This window comes from Paraburkholderia fungorum (assembly GCF_046026025.1).
GTDB lineage: Bacteria > Pseudomonadota > Gammaproteobacteria > Burkholderiales > Burkholderiaceae > Paraburkholderia > Paraburkholderia fungorum_E.
Window position 1 is genome coordinate 67145 of sequence record NZ_JAQQFL010000020.1, and the last position, 21256, is coordinate 88400.

The 21256-nt window shown below is 62.6% G+C and carries 18 protein-coding genes; 9 read left to right on the forward strand and 9 right to left on the reverse strand.

Annotated features, from left to right (window positions below):
* Nucleotides 1-39: 39 nt before the first annotated feature.
* The 3 genes from cpaB to PQR67_RS21755 all read right to left on the reverse strand — a co-directional run bounded on the left by cpaB (nucleotide 40) and on the right by PQR67_RS21755 (nucleotide 1884).
* Nucleotides 40-864, reverse strand: a complete 825-nt coding sequence (cpaB, locus tag PQR67_RS21745; protein ID WP_408463794.1) for a Flp pilus assembly protein CpaB — start codon at nucleotides 862-864, stop codon at nucleotides 40-42.
* A 127-nt stretch (nucleotides 865-991) separates the two neighbouring features.
* Complete coding sequence (locus PQR67_RS21750; protein ID WP_408463797.1) at nucleotides 992-1534, reverse strand: A24 family peptidase; 543 nt, start codon at nucleotides 1532-1534, stop codon at nucleotides 992-994.
* Nucleotides 1535-1713: 179 nt separating this feature from the next.
* Nucleotides 1714-1884 carry a Flp family type IVb pilin gene (locus PQR67_RS21755; RefSeq protein ID WP_028198397.1) on the reverse strand — a complete coding sequence of 57 codons (171 nt, stop codon included), beginning with the start codon at nucleotides 1882-1884 and terminating at the stop codon, nucleotides 1714-1716.
* 789 nt (nucleotides 1885-2673) lie between these two features.
* Between PQR67_RS21755 and PQR67_RS21760 the strand changes: the two genes are divergently transcribed.
* The 5 genes from PQR67_RS21760 to PQR67_RS21780 are packed head-to-tail and all read left to right on the forward strand — an operon-like array spanning nucleotide 2674 to nucleotide 7472.
* A complete protein-coding gene (locus tag PQR67_RS21760; RefSeq protein ID WP_408463800.1) occupies nucleotides 2674-3912 on the forward strand; it encodes a glycosyltransferase family 87 protein in 1239 nt (412 codons plus the stop codon).
* A complete protein-coding gene (locus tag PQR67_RS21765) occupies nucleotides 3909-5195 on the forward strand; it encodes a glycosyltransferase family 87 protein (protein ID WP_408463802.1) in 1287 nt (428 codons plus the stop codon). Before PQR67_RS21760 ends, PQR67_RS21765 begins: the two co-directional genes overlap by 4 nt.
* 24 nt (nucleotides 5196-5219) lie before the next feature.
* Nucleotides 5220-6302 carry a glycosyltransferase family 2 protein gene (locus tag PQR67_RS21770; RefSeq protein WP_408463804.1) on the forward strand — a complete coding sequence of 361 codons (1083 nt, stop codon included), beginning with the start codon at nucleotides 5220-5222 and terminating at the stop codon, nucleotides 6300-6302.
* Nucleotides 6303-6343: 41 nt separating this feature from the next.
* The gene (locus PQR67_RS21775; protein WP_408464000.1) at nucleotides 6344-7105 is read left to right on the forward strand and encodes a class I SAM-dependent methyltransferase; all 762 of its coding nucleotides are present in this window, start codon (nucleotides 6344-6346) and stop codon (nucleotides 7103-7105) included.
* On the forward strand, nucleotides 7098-7472 hold the full coding sequence (locus PQR67_RS21780) for a GtrA family protein (protein ID WP_408463807.1): 375 nt from the start codon (nucleotides 7098-7100) through the stop codon (nucleotides 7470-7472). Before PQR67_RS21775 ends, PQR67_RS21780 begins: the two co-directional genes overlap by 8 nt.
* A gap of 52 nt (nucleotides 7473-7524) precedes the next feature.
* Here PQR67_RS21780 and PQR67_RS21785 read toward each other — a convergent pair whose 3' ends face one another.
* A complete protein-coding gene (locus PQR67_RS21785; protein ID WP_408463810.1) occupies nucleotides 7525-8955 on the reverse strand; it encodes a GGDEF domain-containing protein in 1431 nt (476 codons plus the stop codon).
* Nucleotides 8956-9350: 395 nt separating this feature from the next.
* Between PQR67_RS21785 and PQR67_RS21790 the strand changes: the two genes are divergently transcribed.
* Nucleotides 9351-9974 (forward strand): LysE family translocator, encoded by a 624-nt coding sequence (locus tag PQR67_RS21790; RefSeq protein ID WP_120342748.1) that lies wholly within the window; start codon nucleotides 9351-9353, stop codon nucleotides 9972-9974.
* Between the two features lie 16 nt (nucleotides 9975-9990).
* On the opposite strand, the gene PQR67_RS21795 is transcribed toward PQR67_RS21790, so the two are convergent.
* Nucleotides 9991-11406: an aminotransferase-like domain-containing protein gene (locus PQR67_RS21795; RefSeq protein WP_408463813.1), complete on the reverse strand. Its 1416-nt coding sequence runs from the start codon at nucleotides 11404-11406 to the stop codon at nucleotides 9991-9993.
* Nucleotides 11407-11562: 156 nt separating this feature from the next.
* Between PQR67_RS21795 and aptA the strand changes: the two genes are divergently transcribed.
* Nucleotides 11563-12891, forward strand: a complete 1329-nt coding sequence (gene aptA / locus PQR67_RS21800) for an omega-aminotransferase AptA (RefSeq protein ID WP_408463816.1) — start codon at nucleotides 11563-11565, stop codon at nucleotides 12889-12891.
* Nucleotides 12892-13032: 141 nt separating this feature from the next.
* Here the strand turns inward: aptA and PQR67_RS21805 are convergent, their stop codons facing one another.
* Nucleotides 13033-13557 carry a DUF6496 domain-containing protein gene (locus tag PQR67_RS21805; RefSeq protein ID WP_408463819.1) on the reverse strand — a complete coding sequence of 175 codons (525 nt, stop codon included), beginning with the start codon at nucleotides 13555-13557 and terminating at the stop codon, nucleotides 13033-13035.
* 295 nt (nucleotides 13558-13852) lie between these two features.
* Here PQR67_RS21805 and PQR67_RS21810 point away from each other — a divergent pair, with 295 nt between their 5' ends.
* On the forward strand, nucleotides 13853-14104 hold the full coding sequence (locus PQR67_RS21810) for a hypothetical protein (protein WP_120342283.1): 252 nt from the start codon (nucleotides 13853-13855) through the stop codon (nucleotides 14102-14104).
* Between the two features lie 602 nt (nucleotides 14105-14706).
* Nucleotides 14707-15297 (forward strand): DinB family protein, encoded by a 591-nt coding sequence (locus PQR67_RS21815; RefSeq protein ID WP_408463822.1) that lies wholly within the window; start codon nucleotides 14707-14709, stop codon nucleotides 15295-15297.
* Nucleotides 15298-15751: 454 nt separating this feature from the next.
* Here the strand turns inward: PQR67_RS21815 and PQR67_RS21820 are convergent, their stop codons facing one another.
* The 3 genes from PQR67_RS21820 to PQR67_RS21830 form a co-directional block, all read right to left on the reverse strand.
* On the reverse strand, nucleotides 15752-16960 hold the full coding sequence (locus tag PQR67_RS21820) for an ABC transporter substrate-binding protein (RefSeq protein WP_408463825.1): 1209 nt from the start codon (nucleotides 16958-16960) through the stop codon (nucleotides 15752-15754).
* Nucleotides 16961-17127: 167 nt separating this feature from the next.
* Nucleotides 17128-20742, reverse strand: a complete 3615-nt coding sequence (locus tag PQR67_RS21825) for a molybdopterin cofactor-binding domain-containing protein (RefSeq protein ID WP_408463828.1) — start codon at nucleotides 20740-20742, stop codon at nucleotides 17128-17130.
* Nucleotides 20739-21245, reverse strand: coding sequence for a (2Fe-2S)-binding protein (locus PQR67_RS21830; protein ID WP_408463831.1), 507 nt, complete (start codon nucleotides 21243-21245; stop codon nucleotides 20739-20741). Before PQR67_RS21830 ends, PQR67_RS21825 begins: the two co-directional genes overlap by 4 nt.
* Nucleotides 21246-21256: the final 11 nt, after the last annotated feature.

Consider the following 21256-nt stretch of genomic DNA (forward strand, 5'->3'; position numbering starts at 1 on the left):
CCGGTCGCGACGCCTCGTTAAAGGCACGCCACGGCCGGCCTAAAAACATTCGACACTGCCCGTCACGCCCGACAGCACCCCGACACAGTCGCGCTTCGGGGCCGGGCGGGCGGCATAGTGCGTGCGCACCGGATGCACCGGCTCGACCGCCGGCGCGGATGCCGGTACATCGAGCAAGGTGAGTTTCGTTGCGCCGTCGGTCGAAGGTGTCTGCTTGTCGACCTGGTTGCGCAGAACCAGCGACAGCGTGCCCACGCTGCGCGCGAGGTCGAGCTTCTCCGCCTGATCGGGCGTCACTTCGAGCGTGACGGCGTTGACGACTTTCGGCGCCGTGTCGTCGCGGCTCACCTGCTGAGCCACCGCGAGGACGAGGATCTGTTCGAGCACGATCTTCGAGATGCTCTGCTGGGCGTCGCTCGCGCCGGGCTTTTGCGTATTCACGATCACGTCGACGTAGTTGCCCGGCAACGCGAAACCGGCAACGCCGACCACATCGTTGACGCGCACCGTAATCGCCCGGCGGCCTGAGCCGATCACCGCCGACAGACCGCCCTTCGTGCCGATCGGCGCAAGCTTCGAATCGAGCACCGGTTCTCCCGGCGCGAGACTTGTCAGCACCACCCGCCCTTCAAGCGCTTTCTCGTCGGCGAAGGCGCCGGGCGGCACGCTGCCCGAGGGCCAGTTGATCGTGCGGATGAGGGCGGGCGTCAGCGGCTCGCCGAGATTGACGACACCCGCCGCCACGGCCACCGGCGTGACAGCGCCCGACGACGTCTGCAGCAGCCATCGCGAGGCCAGCACCACGGCAGCGAGACCCGCCAGCATGGCGAACGCGAGCATGACTAAAGCGCGACGATTTTTCATGGCAACACACTCCTGCATGGTTCATAAACACTTGCGGATTGACCGGATGCCCGCGTTCGATACAGCTGCCCAAAGTGAAGGCGGCTGGCCGCAAACCACCTTCACGTCCTCTGCCTTCCTCACGCGGCTAGAGGGTCGCCGCGAACAGCACGCCCAGCGTGCCGGCCGCCATTGCGACACCGTAAGGAATCGCTCCCACCGACTCAGGTAACGCGTGGCCGTTCGCCACAACCTGTCGCGGCGCCGAACGCCACGAACCCACGATCTGCCGCAGGTTGGCGATCAGTTGCCGGAAACGGCCGCGGCTCACCGCCAGTCCCACCGACCACACCCCGCCGATCAGAAAGGTGGCGAGCGCAATACGAAACGTCATTGCGGGGCCCACGAATGCACCGATCGTCAAGAGCAGCTTGACGTCTCCTGCCGCCATGCCGCGCAGCAGATAGAACGGCAACAGCAGCGCGAAACCACACGCGGCGCCCAACAGCCACTCAAGCCCACCGCTCGACGGTCCGTGCAACGCAACTTGCACGCAGAGCGCTGCGGCGAGGCCGATCGCAATGACACGATTCGGTATCCGGCGCGCGGCAATATCCGTGCTGGCCGCCACAATGACCAGCACGATCACGCATAGCGGCACGGGTTGTGGCGGCAGGGGTGGCAGTGTCATGAGAGGCCTCGCTCCGTCGAACTACTTTTTCACGCCATGGCAGCAGCGACGACATCCGCTACGCACCGAATACAAGGGGCCGGTCAGGTGGCCCGGCGCGACCCGCGCGCCTGACCGCAAAACCAGGCCGAGGATCGGCGGACGAATAGCACCTCCACATTCGTCCGCCGGCAGGCGCCCTAGACCGATCCCGCGATGTCGCTGAAAACCGCTTTGAGGTTCGTGCCGAGCGTGGTTACCGTCCCGATGATGACGAGAGCGATCAGCGCGGCGAGAAGGCCATATTCGATGGCCGATACGCCGTCTTCGTCGCGAACAAAACGTGCTGCCTGGGCGATGAAATTTTTCATGACAGACTCCTTCGTATATCTAAATAAAAACCCTTAACCACGATTGGTTTGAGGGAACGTACTGCCGGCACTACGAGAAAACTGGCGATCAGTCGGCAACCATCGGCGTCCTGCCTTCGTTCGCGCAGACGTTTGACGGTCTGCAGCTTCGAACCCGGCAATACAACCTCGAGGGTTGCCAGCGTGGCGATTCTTTTCCGGTCCGGCTGCAGCTTCGTATCGTCCGGCCGTCACGTCCTCGACTTGCGCCCCCAGTCCATAGCAAAGGTGGGGCCAGCAACACGGAAAGTCAGGAAATACAAGGCTCCCAGGCTAATGGCTTACGGCGCGGATTTAACACTCGCGCACGAAATGTCTCGCGTCCGCGACGTTTTTCAGCCTCGCCGAAAAAAGGCGGAATCGTCGAAGACCCGTACTGGCCGTGGCTTTGAGGAATTTGCTCAGGACATACCCTGATTCAGCGCAGGCCTCAATTTCCGCGAAAACGGGCATGCCTCGCGAAGGGCATTTGTACAAAGTGTCGCAGCGGTGAGACCGGTAAGCGCGCTTGCGCACATAAGCGTGTCCAATTTCGCCGCCATGAAGGGGCTTTGACCGCTCTTGCCCCTCTCGATGGAAAACGCCCCCTTGCAAGTCGATTAATTTTCTTCCAACAATGAGTGAACAGAGAACGCATGAACGAGACTCCTTAAGCGAACTTCCAGACCAACGCTTAGGAATCGGAATAAACAATCTGAATGACCGGATGCGCCACGCAATCCGATCCGGACCACACAGAAGGCGGGGATCATGTACGTTTCACAGCCCGGCGCTCGCGGCAGCGATCGACCTGTTCACAGTTTGCTCACACCCGAACGCGTACTCGCGTATAGCGCCGCGATGCTGGTGCTGTATGTGGCATTTCTGGTGATCTGGGCATGGGCGAGCAACGGGTTCACCGCCGGAGATTTCACGAGGCCAGGTATCGACTTTTCGGTTTTCTGGTCCGCTTCGTATGCGATGCTGCACGGCCCGGCGTGGCAGGTTTACGACTACGCTTACTTCCAGAGCATCGAGGCGTCGCTGTTCCAGCTTCCTCGCGGCAGTTTTCTCCCCTGGCTGTACCCGCCAACCTTCCTGGTGTTCATCAAACCACTCGCCCTGGTGCCGCCTGTCATTGCCTATTTCCTGTTTGTCGGGCTCAGCACGCTGCTGTTCATCCTCGCCACACTCAAGCTGTCCCGGTTCGCTTCCAGCATGGGCGGTTCACGTCTTGCCAGATTGATTGTTGTAGCCTGTCCCTGCGTTTTCGTAGCGGCCGTCTTTGGACAAAACTCGCTGCTGACCGCCGCGCTTGCGGCGCTCGCCGTCCACTGGCTCGCCCGGCATCCGGCTCGCGCCGGACTGTGTATCGGGTTGCTGGCCATCAAGCCGCAAATGGCCGTGCTGTTGCCGTTCGTGTTGATCGCGGCGCACGCATGGCGAGCCCTTGGCGTTGCCGCGCTCTGCGCGTCGTTGTTCGGCGCGCTAAGCGTCGTGATCTGCGGGGTGCAGTCACTGCATCTGTTCATGCTCGGCACCGCGCTCGCCCGCGATCTCATACTCGAACATGCCCGTCGTTACTGGCTATCTTCACCTACCACGTTTGCCGTTCTGCGTGAGGGCGGTGCGCCGCTCGCCGCCGCCTACGCAGCGGAAGCAGGCGTGGCACTGATCGCCGTGGCGGCAGCCTGTCACATCTGGAAGACCACTGCCGACACCCGTCTGCGCGGCGCGACTCTGGCCGTTGCCACCCTGCTCGCGAACCCCTACGTGTGGCACTACGAACTGGCATGGCTCGGCATCGCTATCGCCTGTCTCACCGCAATCGGATTCGAACAGGGATGGCGACGCGGTGAACAGGCCGTGCTGGTGCTCGCCTGGTTACTGCCGGTGTACGAATTCTTCAACCGTCTGGCCGGATTGCCGCAGATCGGACCCGTCGTCCTGTTGCTGATGCTGTTGCTGATCCTGCGCCGCGCGCGGATCGCCGAGGAGGTGACGTCATGAACCCGCAGTCGTCGAACACGTTGCCGCTACATAGCCCGGCAGAACCGGCCGGATCGGCGCGCAAAAACTCCGCGGGTGGCACACACTGGCTCGACAGTCAGCGCCTGTCGCTCTATTCGATAGCCGCCCTCGCCTGCTATGCCGTTTTCCTCGTGGTCTACCTATACCGCGTGATGTGGCAGCAACGCGCCGATTTTCCGCCTCTGGCAATGGACTTCCTGCCGTTCTGGAGCGCATCGTTCCTCGCGCAGCACGGCCACGCTGTCGACGCCTACAACCTCAAGGCGCTGACCGATGTCGAGATGAACGCCGCGCCCTATTTCCGCACGATGGGCAGCATTCTGCCCTGGCTGTATCCCCCCAATTCGCTGCTGATCATGTCGCCGCTAGCCCTGCTGCCGTTTCAGGCAGCCGCTGTGGCTTTCATTGCCGGCACGTTCGCGCTGTTCGCCAGAACGATCCACTCGATCGTGCCGCGCCGGCAGACTGTCCTCGTCACGCTGGCCTTCCCCGGTGTCGCGCTCGTTGCGGTGATGGGACAAAACGGCATGCTCACGGCGGCGCTAGCCGCGTCTGGACTGCTTGCGTTGAGGCGCCGGCCGCTGGTCGCGGGAATATGCTTCGGATTGCTATGCATGAAACCTCATCTGGTTCTGCTATTTCCCTTCGCTTTGCTCTGCGCCCGTTCATGGCGCGCCTTGCTGGCGTTCACGCTGACCGCCGGGTCGACACTCGCGCTGGCGGCCGTGTTGTTCGGCCCAGGTACATTCGCCGCTTTCCTGCACAACGCAAGCATGGCGGCGGGTTTTGTCGAATCGGGACGCGCCGCCATGGCGCGCGTGCCAACGGCCTTCGCCCTCGCGAAGCTCGCGCATGCCCCTTCGGCGCTTGCCTACGCGGCTCAGGCAATGAGTGCCGCGCTGGCGGTTGCTGCTGTCTGGTATGCGTGGCATCGGCAATGCGCGTATGCGCTGCGTGCCGCCACGCTGGTCTGCGCCAGCCTGCTCGTCAGTCCATACCTGTACGACTACGACCTCGCCTGGTACGGCGTGCTCATCGCCTGGTATTGCCGCGACGCCATCGACCACGGATGGCGACGCGGGGAACGCGAATGGCTGGTCGCTTTGTGGCTCGCGCCGTTGGCGGGCATGCTGATTATCAGCCGCCTGCCGTTCCAGTTTCTACCGCTCCTCACATTGACCACGCTCGGCATGCTGGTGCGGCGCATTGCACTCGAACGCAACCGTGCGATGCCAACACGTTGCACCCAATACACCGTATGAACGGGAAAAAAACGGGGAAATACCATGTCCACTCCTGCCAGCAAACCATTGATCTCGCTTGTCGTGCCGTTCTACAACGAACATCAGGCCATCGACCACTTCTTCGCCGCCGTCGTGCCGATACTCGAATCGATCGAAGGCACGCGCTTCGAAATCGTCTGCGTCAACGACGGCAGTAGCGACGGAACGCTCGACAAGCTGGTCGCCGCCGGCCTCCACGACAAACGCATCCGGGTTATCGACCTGACACGCAATTTCGGCAAGGAAGCGGCTTTAACGGCCGGCATCGACGAAGCGGTCGGCGACGCCGTCATCCCGATCGATGCGGACCTCCAGGACCCGCCGGGCCTGATCCCCGTGATGGTGGAACACTGGCGCGCGGGAGCCGAGGTCGTGGCCGCCAAACGAACCAACCGGGCCTGCGACACCTTCGCCAAACGCACTGCGGCGGCGCTCTATTACCGCGTGCACAACGCGCTCTCCGAGGTCAAGCTGCCCGAGAACGTCGGCGACTTTCGCCTGATCGACCGCCAGGTCGTCAATGCGCTGCGCAGCCTGCCGGAACGCCGGCGCTTCATGAAAGGCCTGTTTGCATGGGTTGGCTACCGAACCGTCATCGTCGAATACGAACGCGAGGCGCGCAGCGCGGGGCACTCGAAATTCTCCGGATGGAAACTGTGGAATTTCGCGCTCGAAGGCATCACGAGTTTCAGCACCGTGCCGTTGCGAAGCTGGACCTATATCGGTCTGTCGATCGCCACGCTGGCATTTTTCTACGGTGGTTTTATCGTTGCGCGCACGCTGTGGTCGGGCAATCCGGTCCCCGGCTACGCGTCCACGATCTCGCTGATGCTGTTCATGGGCGGGATCGAACTGATCGGTATCGGTGTAGTAGGCGAATACGTCGGCCGCATCTATTACGAGTCGAAAAAGCGCCCGATCTATCTCGTGCGACGCCGCTATCAGGAGAAGACCAAGGTCAGTGTGCTGCATCGCGACCGCCCACAGACACGCACCATCCATGCGCCGCGTCCCGACGTCGTCCGCAGGCGCGTGGCGCCGGTCGCGCGAGTCGTCACGAACCGTTTCGATCAGCAAACAGGCTAGCAACCGGTCAACGAATCGCCTCGCAGCGCAAGGAGCCCATGATGTCCCCTGATGCGTATCTGGAAATGGCCGAAACCGAAGCGGAACACTGGTGGTTCCGTGGCCGGCGCGACGTATTGCAAACCGTGCTGCGCCATCTGGCGCTGCCGCCCGGAGCGCGCGTGCTCGAAGTGGGTTCCGGCACGGGTGGCAACCTCGACATGCTGGCCGAATTCGGCACGGTGAGCGGCCTCGAGATGGACGGCACGGCGCGCGCGCTATGCTCGCAAAAAACCGGCGGACGCTTCGACATTCGTGCCGGGCGCTGTCCGGAAGAGGTTCCGTTCGGCGTTGAATCCAGCGAACGCTTCCACCTGATCTGCTTCTTCGATTGTCTCGAACATATCGCCGACGACGTCGGCTCGCTCGCGCGCATGCAATCGTTGCTGGCGCCAGGTGGCGTGATCGTCGTAACGGTGCCGGCCTGCCAGTTTCTGTGGAGTGCTCACGATGTGTATCTACGGCATTACCGGCGCTACAGCCGCGCTTCGCTCACGCAATGCATCCGCGCGGCAGGTTACGAAGTCGAGCGCGTGACGTATTTCAACTCGCTGCTGTTCCCCCTCGCCGTGGCCGCACGATGGTTCGACCGCCTTCTCGGGCGCCGCAGATCAACCGGCGACGCAGTTCCGGTCCAACCGCTCAACGCCCTGCTCTATCGTCTGTTTAGCGCCGAACGTCATTGGCTTGCACGTGGTGCGCTGCCCTACGGGGTGTCGTTGCTCGCGATCCTGCGCAAACCGCGGGAGAACAGCGGTGAATAGGGCCGAGCGGATCAAGGTACTGCGATTTGGCGTGTCCGGCCTCTTTGCAACCGGCCTGCACGTGATTGTCGCCATGACGCTGATCGTGCGCGCCGGTACCGAACCCGCGCTTGCAAACGCGCTCGCCTTTGCGTGTTCGACGGGAAGTTCCTATCTCCTGAACACCTTCTGGAGTTTTTCGTCTTTTCCCGCACTCGCGAATATCTGGCGCTTCGCGATGGTTTCTCTGGGCGGCCTCACACTGACCGCGCTCGTCGCTCATGCCACGGCAGTCGCTGGCGGCGGCCCCGGATTGGGCATCGCCATGGTGGTCTGTGTGGTGCCGCCGGTTACCTTCATTGCGCATCGGTGGTGGACCTACCGGTGAGACGGTCCTAGTGACGCGCCGCCGTCATCGAGGCACGCAATCAACTCTGCGGCTAAGCCGATGCAACCGTATCGTCTGCGCCGACCACGCAGTTTCTTCCACTATGTTTGGCCGCGTATAACGCCTGATCCGCGGCATTCGTCAATTCATCCAGTGAGGCGGGATGTGAGCGCCGGCCGGTGGCGCAGCCAATGCTCACGGTGAAGGGTGGCACTGCCGCCGAGGGCTCGATCGGTGGCCCATGTTCCACTTCATAACGGATGGCTTCAGCAATCTGGGCGGCGCCTCGTTCGTCCGTGTCGGGCAACACGACGACGAATTCCTCGCCGCCGTATCGCGCCGCGAGATCGCCACGGCGGCGCGTGTGCCGGTCGATGCATGCCGCCAGATGTTTCAATGCGACATCGCCCTGAGCATGGCCATGCCGGTCGTTGTACTGCTTGAAGTTATCCGCATCGACGAACAGCACCGACAGGCAGCCATCGTTACGTTGCAGTCTTCCCCACTCGTTATCGAGGACCTCGTCGAGCGCGCGGCGATTCTTGAGCCCCGTCAGCGAGTCGATTTGCGTCATTTCCATCAGCAGCACCTGCGCTTTTGCATAGTCCCGTAGCGCAAAAGCAAGCAGCCAGACCACCGCGCAGAACGCGAGGCTGACCGACGATGCGGCGATTCCGACGATCCATGACAAGCGCCTCCATGAGGCCAGCACATCGCCTTGGGCCGGCGCAACGACGGCAATGAGCGGCGTGCCGGGAACGCGCTGGAACGTATACAGACGAATGATCCCGTCGGCGGTCGAGGGCGCGGCATAGAAACCGGAATCACGATTGACCATGCGCGGAAAGGTCGGCGACGCACCGAAATTGACCGGACGGGAGGGGCTGAAGGGAGGATTTCTGGCCACCAGCGTGCCATCGGTACGGACAATCGCTGTGATACCGCGCGGCCCCACGTCCAGATTCGAAAGAAGCCGCTTGAAATAGCTGGCATCGATAGCGACGACCACGATTCCGCCGAACGATCCATCCGGCCGGTTTATCCGTCTGCTCACCGCAATTGTCTCTGAGCCGGATAGCGTTCGAGCCTGATAGATGTGTGACACGTAGAGTCCAACATCCGGCGACTCGCGATGCACCTTGAAATAGTCCCGATCGCTGAAATCCGAGTGGAGCGCATTGGAACAGCAACCATCCAGCAGACGTCCGCGATCGTCGGTCAGCCCCACGCCGATCACGTATTCGGCCGCGGTGCGGTCAAACAGCAATTCGTGCCGCAAGTCGGGATCCATGTTCTGGATCGCGGGCTTGTCCAGAGCAGAAATCAAACCGAGCAGGGCATTGTTGGACGTATCGACGGTCCGGGCGATGTTGCTGACCAGAACGGCGGTGACGTTTCTGGACGTTTCATGAGCATGGGCGATCGCACCGTCGCGCGCCGCCATCAGCGTGACCAGGCTGATGGCCATCACGACCAGCGACATGAGGGTGCCTAGCGCACCGACGATCAAAGGATGGCGGCCTGCGAGAACAGCCAGCTTTCCTGTGGACAGAGAAACAGACACGGTAATGTTCTTGTGGGTGCACTCGGTCCGAACCTCGCCGCCCCGCGGTCATAGCAATGGGAACGAACGGCGGTAGCGGATCCGGCGGCAAAGGATTGCCCGAGTGCCGTAAAAAGCCGATGACCGGGTTAACGGCAATGGCCGGGAAAAATGGAGCGCGCTGTCGTTTTCGTGCCGCCATCCAAGTCCACCCCAGCCCCACCCCATGCCCCGCCTGTACCGGATACCATCCCGCAAAGCGTACAGGTACTGTACCGGCATGCTTCGCTAGAATGCTCCAAAGGTTTTACTGAACGCCACCGGAGCCATCCATGATGTCTTACCTCAGCCTCAGCGCGCTGCCCGCCGGCATTCTGTTCGCGCTCGTCACCACGATCACCCCCGGTCCGAACAACACCATGCTGCTGGCCTCGGGCGTCAACTTCGGCTTTCGCCGCACGCTACCGCATCTCTCCGGCATCAGTGCCGGGGTCGTCCTGTTGATGCTCTCGGTGGGGATTGGTCTGGGCGAAGCTTTCGTACACTTCCCGGTCCTGTACACGGTGCTCGAAGTGGCGAGCGTCGCGTATCTGCTGTATCTCGCGTGGAAAATCGGCACCTCGGGCGAACTGAAGGTCAAGAAAGGCGATCACCGCCCCATGAAGTTCCATGAAGCCATCGCGTTCCAGTGGGTCAATCCCAAGGCGTGGATGATGGTGCTGACCGCCGCCACGACGATTCACCTGAGCCAGAGCACCAGCATGAACGCCATCGCAATGGCGGCGATCTTTTACGTGATCGGCTTTCCCTGCATCTGCCTGTGGGCCGGCTTCGGCACCGCAATGCGGCGTGTGCTGTCGGACCCGAAGCGCCTGCGCATTTTCAATGTGGCGATGGCGCTGCTGCTGGTGCTCTCGCTGTATCCAATCGCGCTGAAGCTGCTCGGTCTGTCCGCCTGAAAGCGGGCACGGCTAGCTAGATTTCGCCCCGCCCGATTCGTTCGATGAACCGCCATAACGCGTCGTCGGTCGAGTACGGCGCGTTGAAACGGAACCACGCGCTCGGGGCGTCATCGGGACGGAAGTAGGAGCCGGGCGCCAGCCAGATGCCATGCGTGAGCGCGGCGGTCGCCACTTCACCCGCGCGCTCCGCTTCGATCGGCAGCCGCGCCCATAGAAACAGGCCGGCTCGCGGCCGATGAAACAGTTCGAGGCCGAGCGAATCGAGCCGCTCTTCGACGCTCGCATGCGCGAGCTTGAGCCGCTCGTTGACGGCTTCGACGTGACGCGCATAGCGCCCTTCAAGCAACACCTTGTCGACGATCCGCTCGATCGCTTCCGACGAGGTCAGTCCCACCGCCATTTTCGTGCGCGCCAGCTCACGCAGGACCGCCCGCTCGGCCACCACATAGCCGCAGCGCAGCCCCGGCGTCACCGTTTTCGAAAACCCGCCCACGTAGAGCACGCGCTGCAAGCCTTCCATCGCGGCGAACAACGGCGCGCCGGGCGGCGCCAGTTCGCGGCTGACGTCATCTTCGATCACCCACATGCGCTGACGCTCGGCGATCTGCAGCAAACGGAATGCCGCCGACATGCCGAAAGTCACGCCGGTCGGATTCTGCAGCGTGGTGTTGACGAAAATCGCTTTCGGTTTGTGTTGCGCGACCAGCGCTTCGAGCACGTCGGTATCGACACCCGCCGGCGTGCGCGGCACGCCATGCACCACCAGCCCCGCGAGCTTGAGAATCTGCAGCAGATTGCAATAACCCGGATCTTCGACGATCACGGCGTCACCCGCGCGCAGCAATGTGCGGACGATCAGGTCCAGCCCTTGCGTCGCGCCCTGCGTGAGCAGCACGTTGGAGACGTCCACCGGCAAACCGCGCCGGTCGAGCTGCTCGGCGATCCGTTCGCGCAACGGCGCGAAGCCGTACGGATGCCCGTAGTCGCCGAGACGCGCCGCCGGCACCCGGCTCATGGCCCGCAGCGCGTGCTGCAAACCCGTCTCGTTGATCCACTCGTTCGGCAGCCAGCCGCCGCCCGCCTTGATCGGCACCGAATGGTCGGCAAACACGTCGGACAGCAGCCAGGTCGCCGTCAGACTCGGCGGTTGCCAGTCGGTTGGGGCGACCCGTGCGGACTGCGCGCGCGCCGCCACGCGATAACCGGAGCCACGCCGCGCCACCACGAGGCCCATCGAGACAAGACGGTTGTAGGCCTCGGTGACCGTGAAGGTGCTCAGTTCGTGGCTTTGCGCCAACTGCCGCACCGAGGGCAACAGCGCGCCGGCGCGCAGCGACTGCGCCTCGATCGCGCTCGCGAAGCCCTGCACCACCTGCTCGACGAGCGTGGGCGCGGCGCGCCGGTCGCGCTCAAGTTGTAGTTCGATCATGATCGGGAGTGAGGAGGCGACACAGTTATCGTATTTCCACCAACACAGTTAGCGCCACACTGCGTCAACTGTTTATGCCGCCATTAAACCGCGAACGCTACAGTTTTGGCTATGCCCCGAAGGAAGTCCTTGGGGGACCACTTCGAGGAAAAAACCATGACTTCGCGCCCCGTCATCGACGATCTGTCGTCTTTCTGGATGCCCTTTACCGCCAACCGCCAGTTCAAGGCTGCGCCGCGCCTGCTGGAATCGGCCAAGGGGATGTACTACCGCACCACGGACGGGCGTGAAGTGCTCGACGGCTGCGCCGGTCTCTGGTGCGTGAACGCCGGCCACGGCCGCGACGAAATCGTTGCGGCGATCACCCAGCAACTGTCGACGCTCGATTTCGCGCCGACCTTCCAGATGGGCCACCCGTTGGCATTCGAAGCGGCCAAAAAAGTCGCCGAACTGATGCCGGACGGCCTCGACCGCATCTTCTTCACGAACTCCGGCTCGGAATCGGTCGACACCGCGCTGAAAATCGCGCTGGCGTACCACCGTTCGCGCGGCGAAGGCCAGCGCACCCGCCTGATCGGCCGCGAGCGCGGCTATCACGGCGTGGGCTTCGGCGGTATTTCGGTCGGCGGCATTGCACCGAATCGCAAGACGTTCTCCGGCGCGCTGCTGCCGGCGGTCGATCACCTGCCGCATACGCATAATCTTGAACACAACGCGTTTTCGAAAGGCCAACCTGGCTGGGGCGCCCATCTCGCCGAGGAACTCGAACGCATTGTCACGCTGCACGATGCCTCGACGATCGCCGCTGTGATCGTTGAACCGGTGGCCGGCTCGACGGGCGTGCTGATTCCGCCGCAAGGCTATCTGCAGAAGCTGCGCGAGATCTGCACGAAGCACGGCATCCTGCTGATTTTCGACGAAGTGATTACCGCTTTCGGCCGCATCGGCAAGGCGACGGCGAGCGAATACTTCGGCGTGACGCCGGACCTGATCACGATGGCCAAGGCGATCAACAACGCCGCGATCCCGATGGGCGCGGTGGCCGCGAGCCGCACGATCCACGACACGATCGTCAACGGCGGCGCCCAGGGCGCCATCGAGCTGTTCCACGGCTACACGTACTCGGCCCACCCGGCTGCGGCGGCCGCCGCGGTCGCGACGCTCGACCTGTATCGCCGCGAAGGACTGTTCGAGCGCGCGGCAACCATGGCGCCGAAGTTCGAAGCCGCCGCTCACTCGCTGCGCGGTGCGAAGCATGTGAAGGACGTGCGCAACCTCGGCATGATCGCGGGCGTCGAACTCGAGCCGCGCGACGGCGCGCCGGGCGCGCGTGCTTACGAAGCGTTCGTGAAGTGCTTCGAGGCGGGCGTGCTGGTGCGCTTTACCGGCGATATCCTCGCATTCTCGCCGCCGCTCATCATCGACGAAGAGCAGATCGCGCACATCTTCAAGACTGTGGGCGACGTGCTGGCAACCGTGCAGTAAGTAAGACTCGTGGGAAGATGCGGCGCGCGTGGGGTGCGCGCGCTGCATCGCTGCCGGCTCGACTGAGTCCTTTCGCGTGCGGCGCTTCGAAAACCTGCGGCAAGACTCGATGCCGCGCTGCACCCCTCCCCAGTACTACCGTCAATGGTGCGCACGGGTAGCCCGTGTGTGCGCAGCCTTCTTCGCTGCCGCCGAGCGGCCCGAGGCACCCTTGGTCGCCGCGGCCTTCTTCGCCGCCGCGGAACGGCTGGCCGCCGGGCGCCTGGCCGCTGCCGCCCTGGTCTGCTTCGACAAAGCCGTGCGGGAGACACCAGCAGTACTTTCACGCTTCAATGCACTGGATGCGGCGCGCGAACGCTTCGCTGCCGACTCGCTGCCTGCTCCCTTCTTCGCCGTGCTCTTGTGCTGGCCTGCGGCGTTATCCTTCGCCGCTTTCTTGCGGGTCGTCTCACTGACGGCGCCCTTCTTCGGCGACTTCACGGCAACGCCTGAGCGACGTGCTTCCGACAGGCCGATTGCAATCGCCTGTTTGGCCGACCTCACGCCGTGCTTGCCGGCGCGCACCTTATCGACCTGTTCCTTGACGAATTCCCCGGCCTGAGTACTGGCTGCCTTGCCGGCACGCTTATCGGCTTGGGCACGCTTGATGGTTTTGTGTTCGGGCATGACGGTTCTCCAGTTAGCTGTTGGCCCTGTGCACTGAGCAACGCGTGTGCCGGGGCTGTTTGCCGTGCGGGGCCATGCGGCCTGAAGGCTTGTCTGCTGGAGATTTGGCGCTTTTTTATGCGATGCGGCGAGCATTTGGGCTGGCCTTGCCGGTGGCATGGTCGAGCTTCGGAGAGGCTCGTTGCGGTGCAGCGAAAGCTCGGGAAATTGCCCGCTAACGCTCGCGCGTGCCGTCTGGACGGCGTATGGTGGTGGCAAGGGCTGGCGTCATGGTCCGGCCCAACGGGAGACGTCCATGAAGATACCTACCGTTCGCGCAGGCGCGCATATCGAAGGCGTGCATTGGGTTGCCGAGTATGCTGAAGACGTTCACGAGATTCGCGTGTTTCGCGAAGGCCAGGAAGTGGATGTGCATAACGCGCCGTCCGCGCTGTTTGGCGACGAGGAAAATGCCGGGTCGAAGAGTACTGCGGACCATCGAGGGGTGGAGGCCGCCGTGCTGGCTTATTTGAGGCGGTTTGTGATTGAGCATGATGCGGAGGAATGAGGGTTGGGCCTGCTCGGCGCTTGGTGTTTGTGTGCCTACGGCTTTGACCTTTGCTTGATTTGTTAATGGTGTATTTTGTCTGTATGCCTACGGTGTTGGCCTTTCCTTGATTTGTTTGTGGTCTATTAGCGTTGCCCCTGTGCGGGGCGGCACCTACTTTTCTTTGCCTGCCGCAAAGCAAAGTAGGCAAAAGAAAGCGGCTCACACCGCTAGCTCATAAGCGGGTCCCCCGCGCAGCCACGGTAGTGGTGCATCTGGAATCCGTGCTCCCGCACACTCCGCGCAGGTGACAAGGCGCTCATACTTTCCGTCTCGCACTGCGTGCTTGCCGGAAGGGGCGCTGAAACGCGTGTGGTTCTCTTATGACGTCGGGTCGTGAGTTGATTGTCGCGCCTCGTTGGTCGCGAATCGCGACCAACTTCGAGTTTCCAGAACGTGAGCGCCGGTCGTGGCGACCGCTTCGATGTCACCCCTCGAATGCGTTGGCGCGGGGTTTTCCGCGTCGCTGACGGGCGATCTGAAATGCGAGTGGACGTAGGGTGCTCATCCGAAAATAATACTGATGACGCTCACTTGTTAGTTGAAATGGGAAGATTGCCGCTATGGGTGCAAACGAATTACTGTTCCGGATGTTTCGCTACCAGGCGTGGGCGAATGAGGAAACCCTGGAAGCAATGAAGGGGTTGGGCGCTGAACATCATGCCGAGGAGCGACGTATTGCTCTTCGACTGATGAACCATTGCCTCGTGGTGAACAAGATCTTCGCGGCTCATCTTGTTGGCGAGCGTCACGGTTTCTCTGCCGACAATACGCCTGACACGCCCGAGCTGGAGGATCTGCGCTCTGAACTGGTGGCTGTCGACCGCTGGTATCTCGACTACGTGAAAGCGGTTACATCAACTACGTTGTCCCAATCGGTTCCCTTCGCATTTACCGACGGTGACAACGGGTACATGACGCGTGAAGAGATGCTGACCCATGTCGTCACTCACGGCGGTTATCATCGGGGCGAAGTGGGACGGGTGATGATTCAGGCTGCCGCCAGATCAGGAGAAAACATCAAGTTGCCATGGGACACCTACGCGGTCCATCTCCACGGAACTGAATCCGCCCGCCGACTCCAAGGCAGGCAAGAACGAGCGAAAACAGCAATGAACACCGCAACAGACGGTAACCTCCCGAATGCCCGCTAAGCACCGACAACAGCCCACGACACGACAGGACACCACCGAAGATTGACAACAGCGCACGGTCAATAAAGTACCGCGTCGGCGCGCGCAGCGCCGGAAGAATGACACCCATGTCACTAGCGCCGAATGCACGAGAACACTGATTCCAGATGCACCACGTTCGATGAAGTACCGCGTCGGCGCGCGCAGCGCCGCCGGAAGTAAGACAGCCTTGTCACTAAGGTTGAATGTGCGGGAACACAGATTCCAGATGCACCACTACCGCGGCTGTGCGGGGGACCCACTTAAGAGCTAGCGGTGTGAGCCGCTTTCTTTTGCCTACTTTGCTTTGCGGCAGGCAAAGAAAAGTAGGTGCCGCCCCGCACAGGGGCAACACTAATAAACCACTAACAAAGCAAGCAAAGGCCAACACCGCAGGCACACAACCAAAGCGCCACGCAGGCAAAAAAAACACCCCTCACTCACCCGCCCTCAACTTCCTAACCTCCGAATCGGAAGGCTGCACACTAGCCCCATCAACATACCGATAAGAAGTCATCACCCCCTTCCCATCCTTAACCCCGGTAACACCGACAAACGCCCCCATCGTCGACTGATTGTCCTGAGCCCGATAAGTAATCGGCCCGAAGGGCGTATCCACCCCTAACCCCTTGAACGCGGCAGCGAGCTTATCCGGATCGGTAGACCCAGCCTTCCTGATCCCCGCCGCAATCGACATCAGCGCCGAATACCCCACCACCGACCCAAGCCGCGGATAATCGTGGTACTTCGCCTGATACGCATCCACAAACTTCCTGTTCGCCGCCGTATCGATCGAATACCACGGATAACCCGTCACGACCCAGCCAGTCGGCGCCTCCGCCCCCAACGGATCGAGGTAGTCCGGTTCGCCCGTCAGCAACGACACCACACTGCGGTCCTTGAACAAACCGCGTGTATTGCCCTCACGCACAAACTTGCCGAGATCGGCGCCGAACAGCACGTTGAAAATCGCATCCGGCTTCGCATCGGCAATCGCCTGCGTGACTGCGCCCGCGTCGACATTCCCCAGCGGCGTCGCCTGCTCGGCGACAAACTCCACGTCCGGTTGCGCCGCCGTCATCAGCTTCTTGAATGTCGCCACCGCCGATTGCCCGTACTCATAGTTCGGATACACGAGCGCCCAGCGCTTCTTCTTCAGCTTCACCGCCTCGGGCACCAGCATCGCGACCTGCATGTACGTCGAAGGACGCAGACGGTAGGTGTATTTGTTGCCGTCGGCCCAAACGATCTTGTCGGTCAACGGCTCGGCCGCGAGGAAGAAAATCTTCTTCTGCTTCGCGAAGTCGGTCAGCGCAAGACCCGTGTTCGACAGGAAACCGCCAAACAGCAATTGCACCTGCTCACGCGCAATCAACTCCTGCGCAACACGGATCGTGTCGCCCGGATTGCCGTTGTCGTCGCGCGACACCACTTCGAGCTGTTTGCCAAGCACGCCGCCCGCCGCATTCACCTGATCTAGTGCAAGATTCCAGCCGTTCTTGTAAGGCCCGAGAAAGGCAGGCTGCGCCTTGTAGCTGTTGATTTCACCGATCTTGATGGTCTGCTGGGCGCTCGCGCCAAAGGCCGCGAGCGATACAAGCGTTGAAACCGTGAGGCGAGAGATCCATCCTGCGCGCGTGGTCATGCGTTTCTCCGTTATCAGAAGGATTGCGGGAATGCGGTCGTTTTTATCAAGCGTTCAAGCGTATTGCGATTTGTTCGGCGATTTGTTCGGCGAGCCGTGTTGCAACCTGTGCTGCGAGTAATGCTGTGAATGCCGCGGCAAACCGTGCAGCAATGCGTGCGGCGACGTCACTCTGCCCGCGGCGTCGCGCGGATTCTGCTGACGCTCGCCGTGACGTCCTGCCAGGCCGGCTTGCCGCCCGCAAATTGCTGACGCAGGTATGACACGAGTTCGGCGACCTGGGCGTCGTTGAAACTGTCGCGGTAAGCCGGCATCGTACCGAGTTCGGGGCGCGCAGGCGAGCCGATACCATCGAGAATCACGCGAATCAGATTATCAGGCGTCGTGCTGTGCAGATTCGTGTTAAGCGCCAGCGAGGGATGAGCGCCGAACAACTGCGGCCCGCTGCCCGTGTGATGACAGGCTGCACACGCGCCGTCGAACAGACGTGCGCCGAGCCCGGTTGCCGGTCCCGTTATCGCGCTGGCGTGCTCGTATTGACGCGCCATCGCCACCGGATCCACATTGGCCTCCAGCGGATTCAACGACGCCAGATACGTGGCCATCGCGCGAATATCGCTGTCGGGCAAGGCCGTCAGATCGCCGACGACCGGCGCCATCGGCCCGGCCGCGACACCATGCAGCGGCGCATGACCGTGGCGCAGATAGCTGAACAGTTCGTCTTCGCTCCAGGGAACGGGCGCGTTGGAAAGCGCCGACAGCGCGGGCGCTTCCCACCCTTCCGCGATGCCGCCGCCCATGAACGCGGCGCCGGTTTTCTCGGCGCCGAATGCATTGCGTGGGGTATGGCATGCGCTGCAATGGCCGAGGCCGTTGACGAGATACGCGCCGCGATTCCATTGCACGCTTTGCGCCGCATCGGCGGGCAGCGGGTTACGGCCAAGGAAAAGCCCGTTCCACGCGGCCATCAGCGGACGCACGCTGAACGGATACGCCAGCTTCGTTTCCGGCGCACGGGCGCGCACCGGCGTTTGCGCCATCAGATACGCGTAGAGCGCCTTGAGGTCGTCGTCGGAAGTGTTTTTGAACGACGTGTAGGGAAACACGGGATAGAGGCGATGTCCGTCGCGGCTGATACCTTGCCGCATCGCCCGCACGAATGCGTCGAGCGACCATGTACCGATGCCCGTTTGTGCATCGGGCGTGATGTTGGTGCTGTACACAGTGCCGAACGGCGTATCGAGCGGTTTGCCGCCCGCGTTCGGCACGCCGTTGTGCGCGGTATGGCAAACCGCGCAGTTGCCCAGCGACGCGAGCAGCTTGCCGCGCGCCACCAGTTCGGGCGCAAACGCGCTCGCGAGCGGTGGCGCAATCGGCGCGATGGCTTGCGGCGACATGGCCAGCACGCCCAGCCAGCCGGCTGCACCCGCGGCGATCGTGCCGAAAAAACCAAGCCGGCGGCGCTTCTTTCGGCGCGCCGCGGCTTCTTCAGCTTGCGCATCGGCAAGCGCCGCGCGAATCGTCTCGGGTGTGAATGGCGGCCTGCGAAAACGCACGCCGGTCGCGTCGTACAGCGCGTTGGCGATCGCCGCCGCGCCCGGCAACGAAGCCGATTCGCCGGTGCCCATCGGCGGTTCGCCGTGACGCGGCATCATCACCACGTCGATGACAGGCACTTCACGGAAAGTCAGAATCGGATACGCGCCCCACTCCTGACTCGTCACCGCGTTGTCGCTGAACGTCACGCGCTCTTTCAGCGCGCGGCTGGTTGCCTGGATCACATTGCCGTGTATCTGATGACGCACGCCGTCGGGATTCACCATCATGCCGGTGTCCTGCCCGACCACCACACGCGTCACCGCAAGCTCGCCGCTTTTGCGATTGACTTCGATGTCGGCGACCCACGCGGACCACGCGGCACCGAAGCCGGGGAATTTGCTGTGCATGTAGCGGGCGTAAGCGAAGCCTCTACCGCGCACAACGTCGCCCTGTTCCTGAACCTCATCCTTCGACGTGGTGGTACGTGTTTGCCAGCCGGCTTTCCCGGCCACCGCCTTGACGAGATCGATCGCACGCGGATCAGTGAGATGTTTCAACCGAAACTCAACGGGATCAACGCCTGCTTCTACCGCGAGTTCGTCGATGAAAGATTCATGCGCGAACGTGTTCGGCAACGCGGACACGCCTCTTAGCCAGGAAGCGCGCACGATCGGCGCCGTGTCGTCGCAGACAATGCGCATGGCCCGGTAGTCGTATGGCGGCACGGACGTGCGGTCGCCCATTTCGAAGACTTGCGGCTGTGCGGAGAGGGTTCCGGTAAGCAGCAGCGCTAACGTGGGCGCGTCGTTCGATGGATAGCGCGTCGCGAAATCATATGCGGCGAGTTCGCCTTGCGCAGTTAAAGCGCCGCGCACGTCCATCAATTGCGCAGCGCCTTTGGGCTCCCAGGCATGCTCGTCTTCGCGCGATAGTTGCACGCGCACCGGACTGCCGGTCGCGCGTGAGAGCAGCGCGGCGTCGGCGGCAACGTCGTCCGCGCAATTGCGGCCATAGCATCCTGCCGCTTCCATGCGCACGATTTCGATCTGCGCTTCATCCATCGCCATCAGCAACGCGAGATCGGCACGCAACGAATGAGGATTCTGCGTGCCCGACCAGACCTTCAGTTTCTCGTCCCGGCAATCGGCCACCGCGCACGAGGGCCCAATCGACGCATGCATCTGAAACGGCCATACGTAGGTGCGCTCCAGCGTTCGGGCAGGATCTTGCGCGAGCGCTGCGTCGACATCGCCTTCAATCACCAGATCGCGTCGTTTGGCCGGATTGGCTCTGAGTGCGGCTTCCACTTCCTCGCTGGTTTCGAGCGGCGGCAAACCTTCTACCGCTTTCCACCGCACCTTCAATCGCTTCGCCGCCTGCTGCGCGATCTCTTCGCGCTCGGCGACGATACCGACGAAATCGCGGATCACCACCACCTTGACGATGCCGGGCAAGTCACGAATCGAATCTTCATCGACGTGCAGCAAGCTATTGCCGATGAACTCGCCCTGCGCGACACCCGCATAAGGCGGCCGTACGACGCGGCCGTGCAGCATGCCGGGCACGCGCACGTCGTGCACGAAACTCAATTCGCCCGTGGCCTTCGCGGGAATATCGACACGCGGCGAGCTTTTACCGACGATCCTGTACGTGTCGGGCGATTTCAAAGGCGCATCGGTGGCGAGCGTCAATTCGATGCGCCGGCCGGTGACCAATTCGCCGTAGCTCAGGCTTTTGCCCGTATCGCCGTCGCGCTGAAAAACCACGCCGTCGCGCACATCGAGCTGCTCCGCGCTTACTTTCAGACGCGCCGCCGCTTCCGTGAGCAGAAATTGCCGCGCTTGCGCCGCTGCGTGCCGTAACGGCACGGCCGAAATCTGGATCGTCGCGCTTGCGATCGTGGGCCCCTGATTCGGCGCTTCGTTCGTGTGACCAAGCACGATCGAGACGCGCGTCAACGGCACATCCAGTTCTTCCGCAACGATCTGCGCGAGCGCCGTGCCGATACCGGTACCGAGATCGACGTGACCGTTGAACGCCACCACGCTGCCGTCGTCGCGCACGACGAGAAACATGTCGGCTTCCGTCGGCACGAACATGGAGCGCGAGCCCGGCTGCCCGGGCGCCGCGCGCACCGGCGCTTGCGGCGGCCGGGTGACGATCAGCACATTCTGCGCGTCGTAGAGTTGCTGCCGCGACGGCGGCGCGGCCCGGCGATCGACACTGAAATCCGGTCCTGTCATACGCGCGCTCCCAGATCCGGCGCCGGTTGCGCGGCGAGCAATTGCGCGGCGCGCTGCACCGCGCGCACAATCTCGACATGCGTGCCGCACCGGCAGAGGTTGCGCGACAACTCCCGCCGAATCGTCTCGACACTCGGATGCGGATCGCGGTCGAGCAACGCTTTGGCGGTCATGATCATGCCGTTCAGGCAATAGCCGCACTGCGCGGCCTGTTCTTCGATAAAGGCCTGTTGCACCGGATGCAGCGCGGCGCGGGTACCCAAACCTTCAAGCGTGGTGATCTCGCGGCCCAAAGCAACCTTTGCGGTCGTCACGCACGAACGTGTCGGCATGCCATCGAGCAACACCGTACATGCGCCGCATTCGCCGAGACCACAGCCGAACTTCGGACCGTTCAACGCGAGGTCGTTACGCAGCAGATACAGCAGTGGCGTGTCGGCAGCGGCGCTGACCAGATGGGTCGCGCCGTTGACGTGCAGCGCAAGAGGCGCCGGGCGGTTCATGACAATGCCGG

What these genes read in the sequence shown, in the direction of transcription:
- cpaB (WP_408463794.1), bottom strand. Translation starts at nt 864, where the DNA reads ATGAAAAATCGTCGCGCTTTAGTCATGCTCGCGTTCGCCATGCTGGCG.
- PQR67_RS21750 (WP_408463797.1), bottom strand. Translation starts at nt 1,534, where the DNA reads ATGACACTGCCACCCCTGCCGCCACAACCCGTGCCGCTATGCGTGATC.
- PQR67_RS21755 (WP_028198397.1), bottom strand. Translation starts at nt 1,884, where the DNA reads ATGAAAAATTTCATCGCCCAGGCAGCACGTTTTGTTCGCGACGAAGAC.
- PQR67_RS21760 (WP_408463800.1), top strand. Translation starts at nt 2,674, where the DNA reads ATGTACGTTTCACAGCCCGGCGCTCGCGGCAGCGATCGACCTGTTCAC.
- PQR67_RS21765 (WP_408463802.1), top strand. Translation starts at nt 3,909, where the DNA reads ATGAACCCGCAGTCGTCGAACACGTTGCCGCTACATAGCCCGGCAGAA.
- PQR67_RS21770 (WP_408463804.1), top strand. Translation starts at nt 5,220, where the DNA reads ATGTCCACTCCTGCCAGCAAACCATTGATCTCGCTTGTCGTGCCGTTC.
- PQR67_RS21775 (WP_408464000.1), top strand. Translation starts at nt 6,344, where the DNA reads ATGTCCCCTGATGCGTATCTGGAAATGGCCGAAACCGAAGCGGAACAC.
- PQR67_RS21785 (WP_408463810.1), bottom strand. Translation starts at nt 8,955, where the DNA reads ATGTCGCTGGTCGTGATGGCCATCAGCCTGGTCACGCTGATGGCGGCG.
- PQR67_RS21790 (WP_120342748.1), top strand. Translation starts at nt 9,351, where the DNA reads ATGTCTTACCTCAGCCTCAGCGCGCTGCCCGCCGGCATTCTGTTCGCG.
- PQR67_RS21795 (WP_408463813.1), bottom strand. Translation starts at nt 11,406, where the DNA reads ATGATCGAACTACAACTTGAGCGCGACCGGCGCGCCGCGCCCACGCTC.
- aptA (WP_408463816.1), top strand. Translation starts at nt 11,563, where the DNA reads ATGACTTCGCGCCCCGTCATCGACGATCTGTCGTCTTTCTGGATGCCC.
- PQR67_RS21805 (WP_408463819.1), bottom strand. Translation starts at nt 13,557, where the DNA reads ATGCCCGAACACAAAACCATCAAGCGTGCCCAAGCCGATAAGCGTGCC.
- PQR67_RS21810 (WP_120342283.1), top strand. Translation starts at nt 13,853, where the DNA reads ATGAAGATACCTACCGTTCGCGCAGGCGCGCATATCGAAGGCGTGCAT.
- PQR67_RS21815 (WP_408463822.1), top strand. Translation starts at nt 14,707, where the DNA reads ATGGGTGCAAACGAATTACTGTTCCGGATGTTTCGCTACCAGGCGTGG.
- PQR67_RS21820 (WP_408463825.1), bottom strand. Translation starts at nt 16,960, where the DNA reads ATGACCACGCGCGCAGGATGGATCTCTCGCCTCACGGTTTCAACGCTT.
- PQR67_RS21825 (WP_408463828.1), bottom strand. Translation starts at nt 20,742, where the DNA reads ATGACAGGACCGGATTTCAGTGTCGATCGCCGGGCCGCGCCGCCGTCG.
- PQR67_RS21830 (WP_408463831.1), bottom strand. Translation starts at nt 21,245, where the DNA reads ATGAACCGCCCGGCGCCTCTTGCGCTGCACGTCAACGGCGCGACCCAT.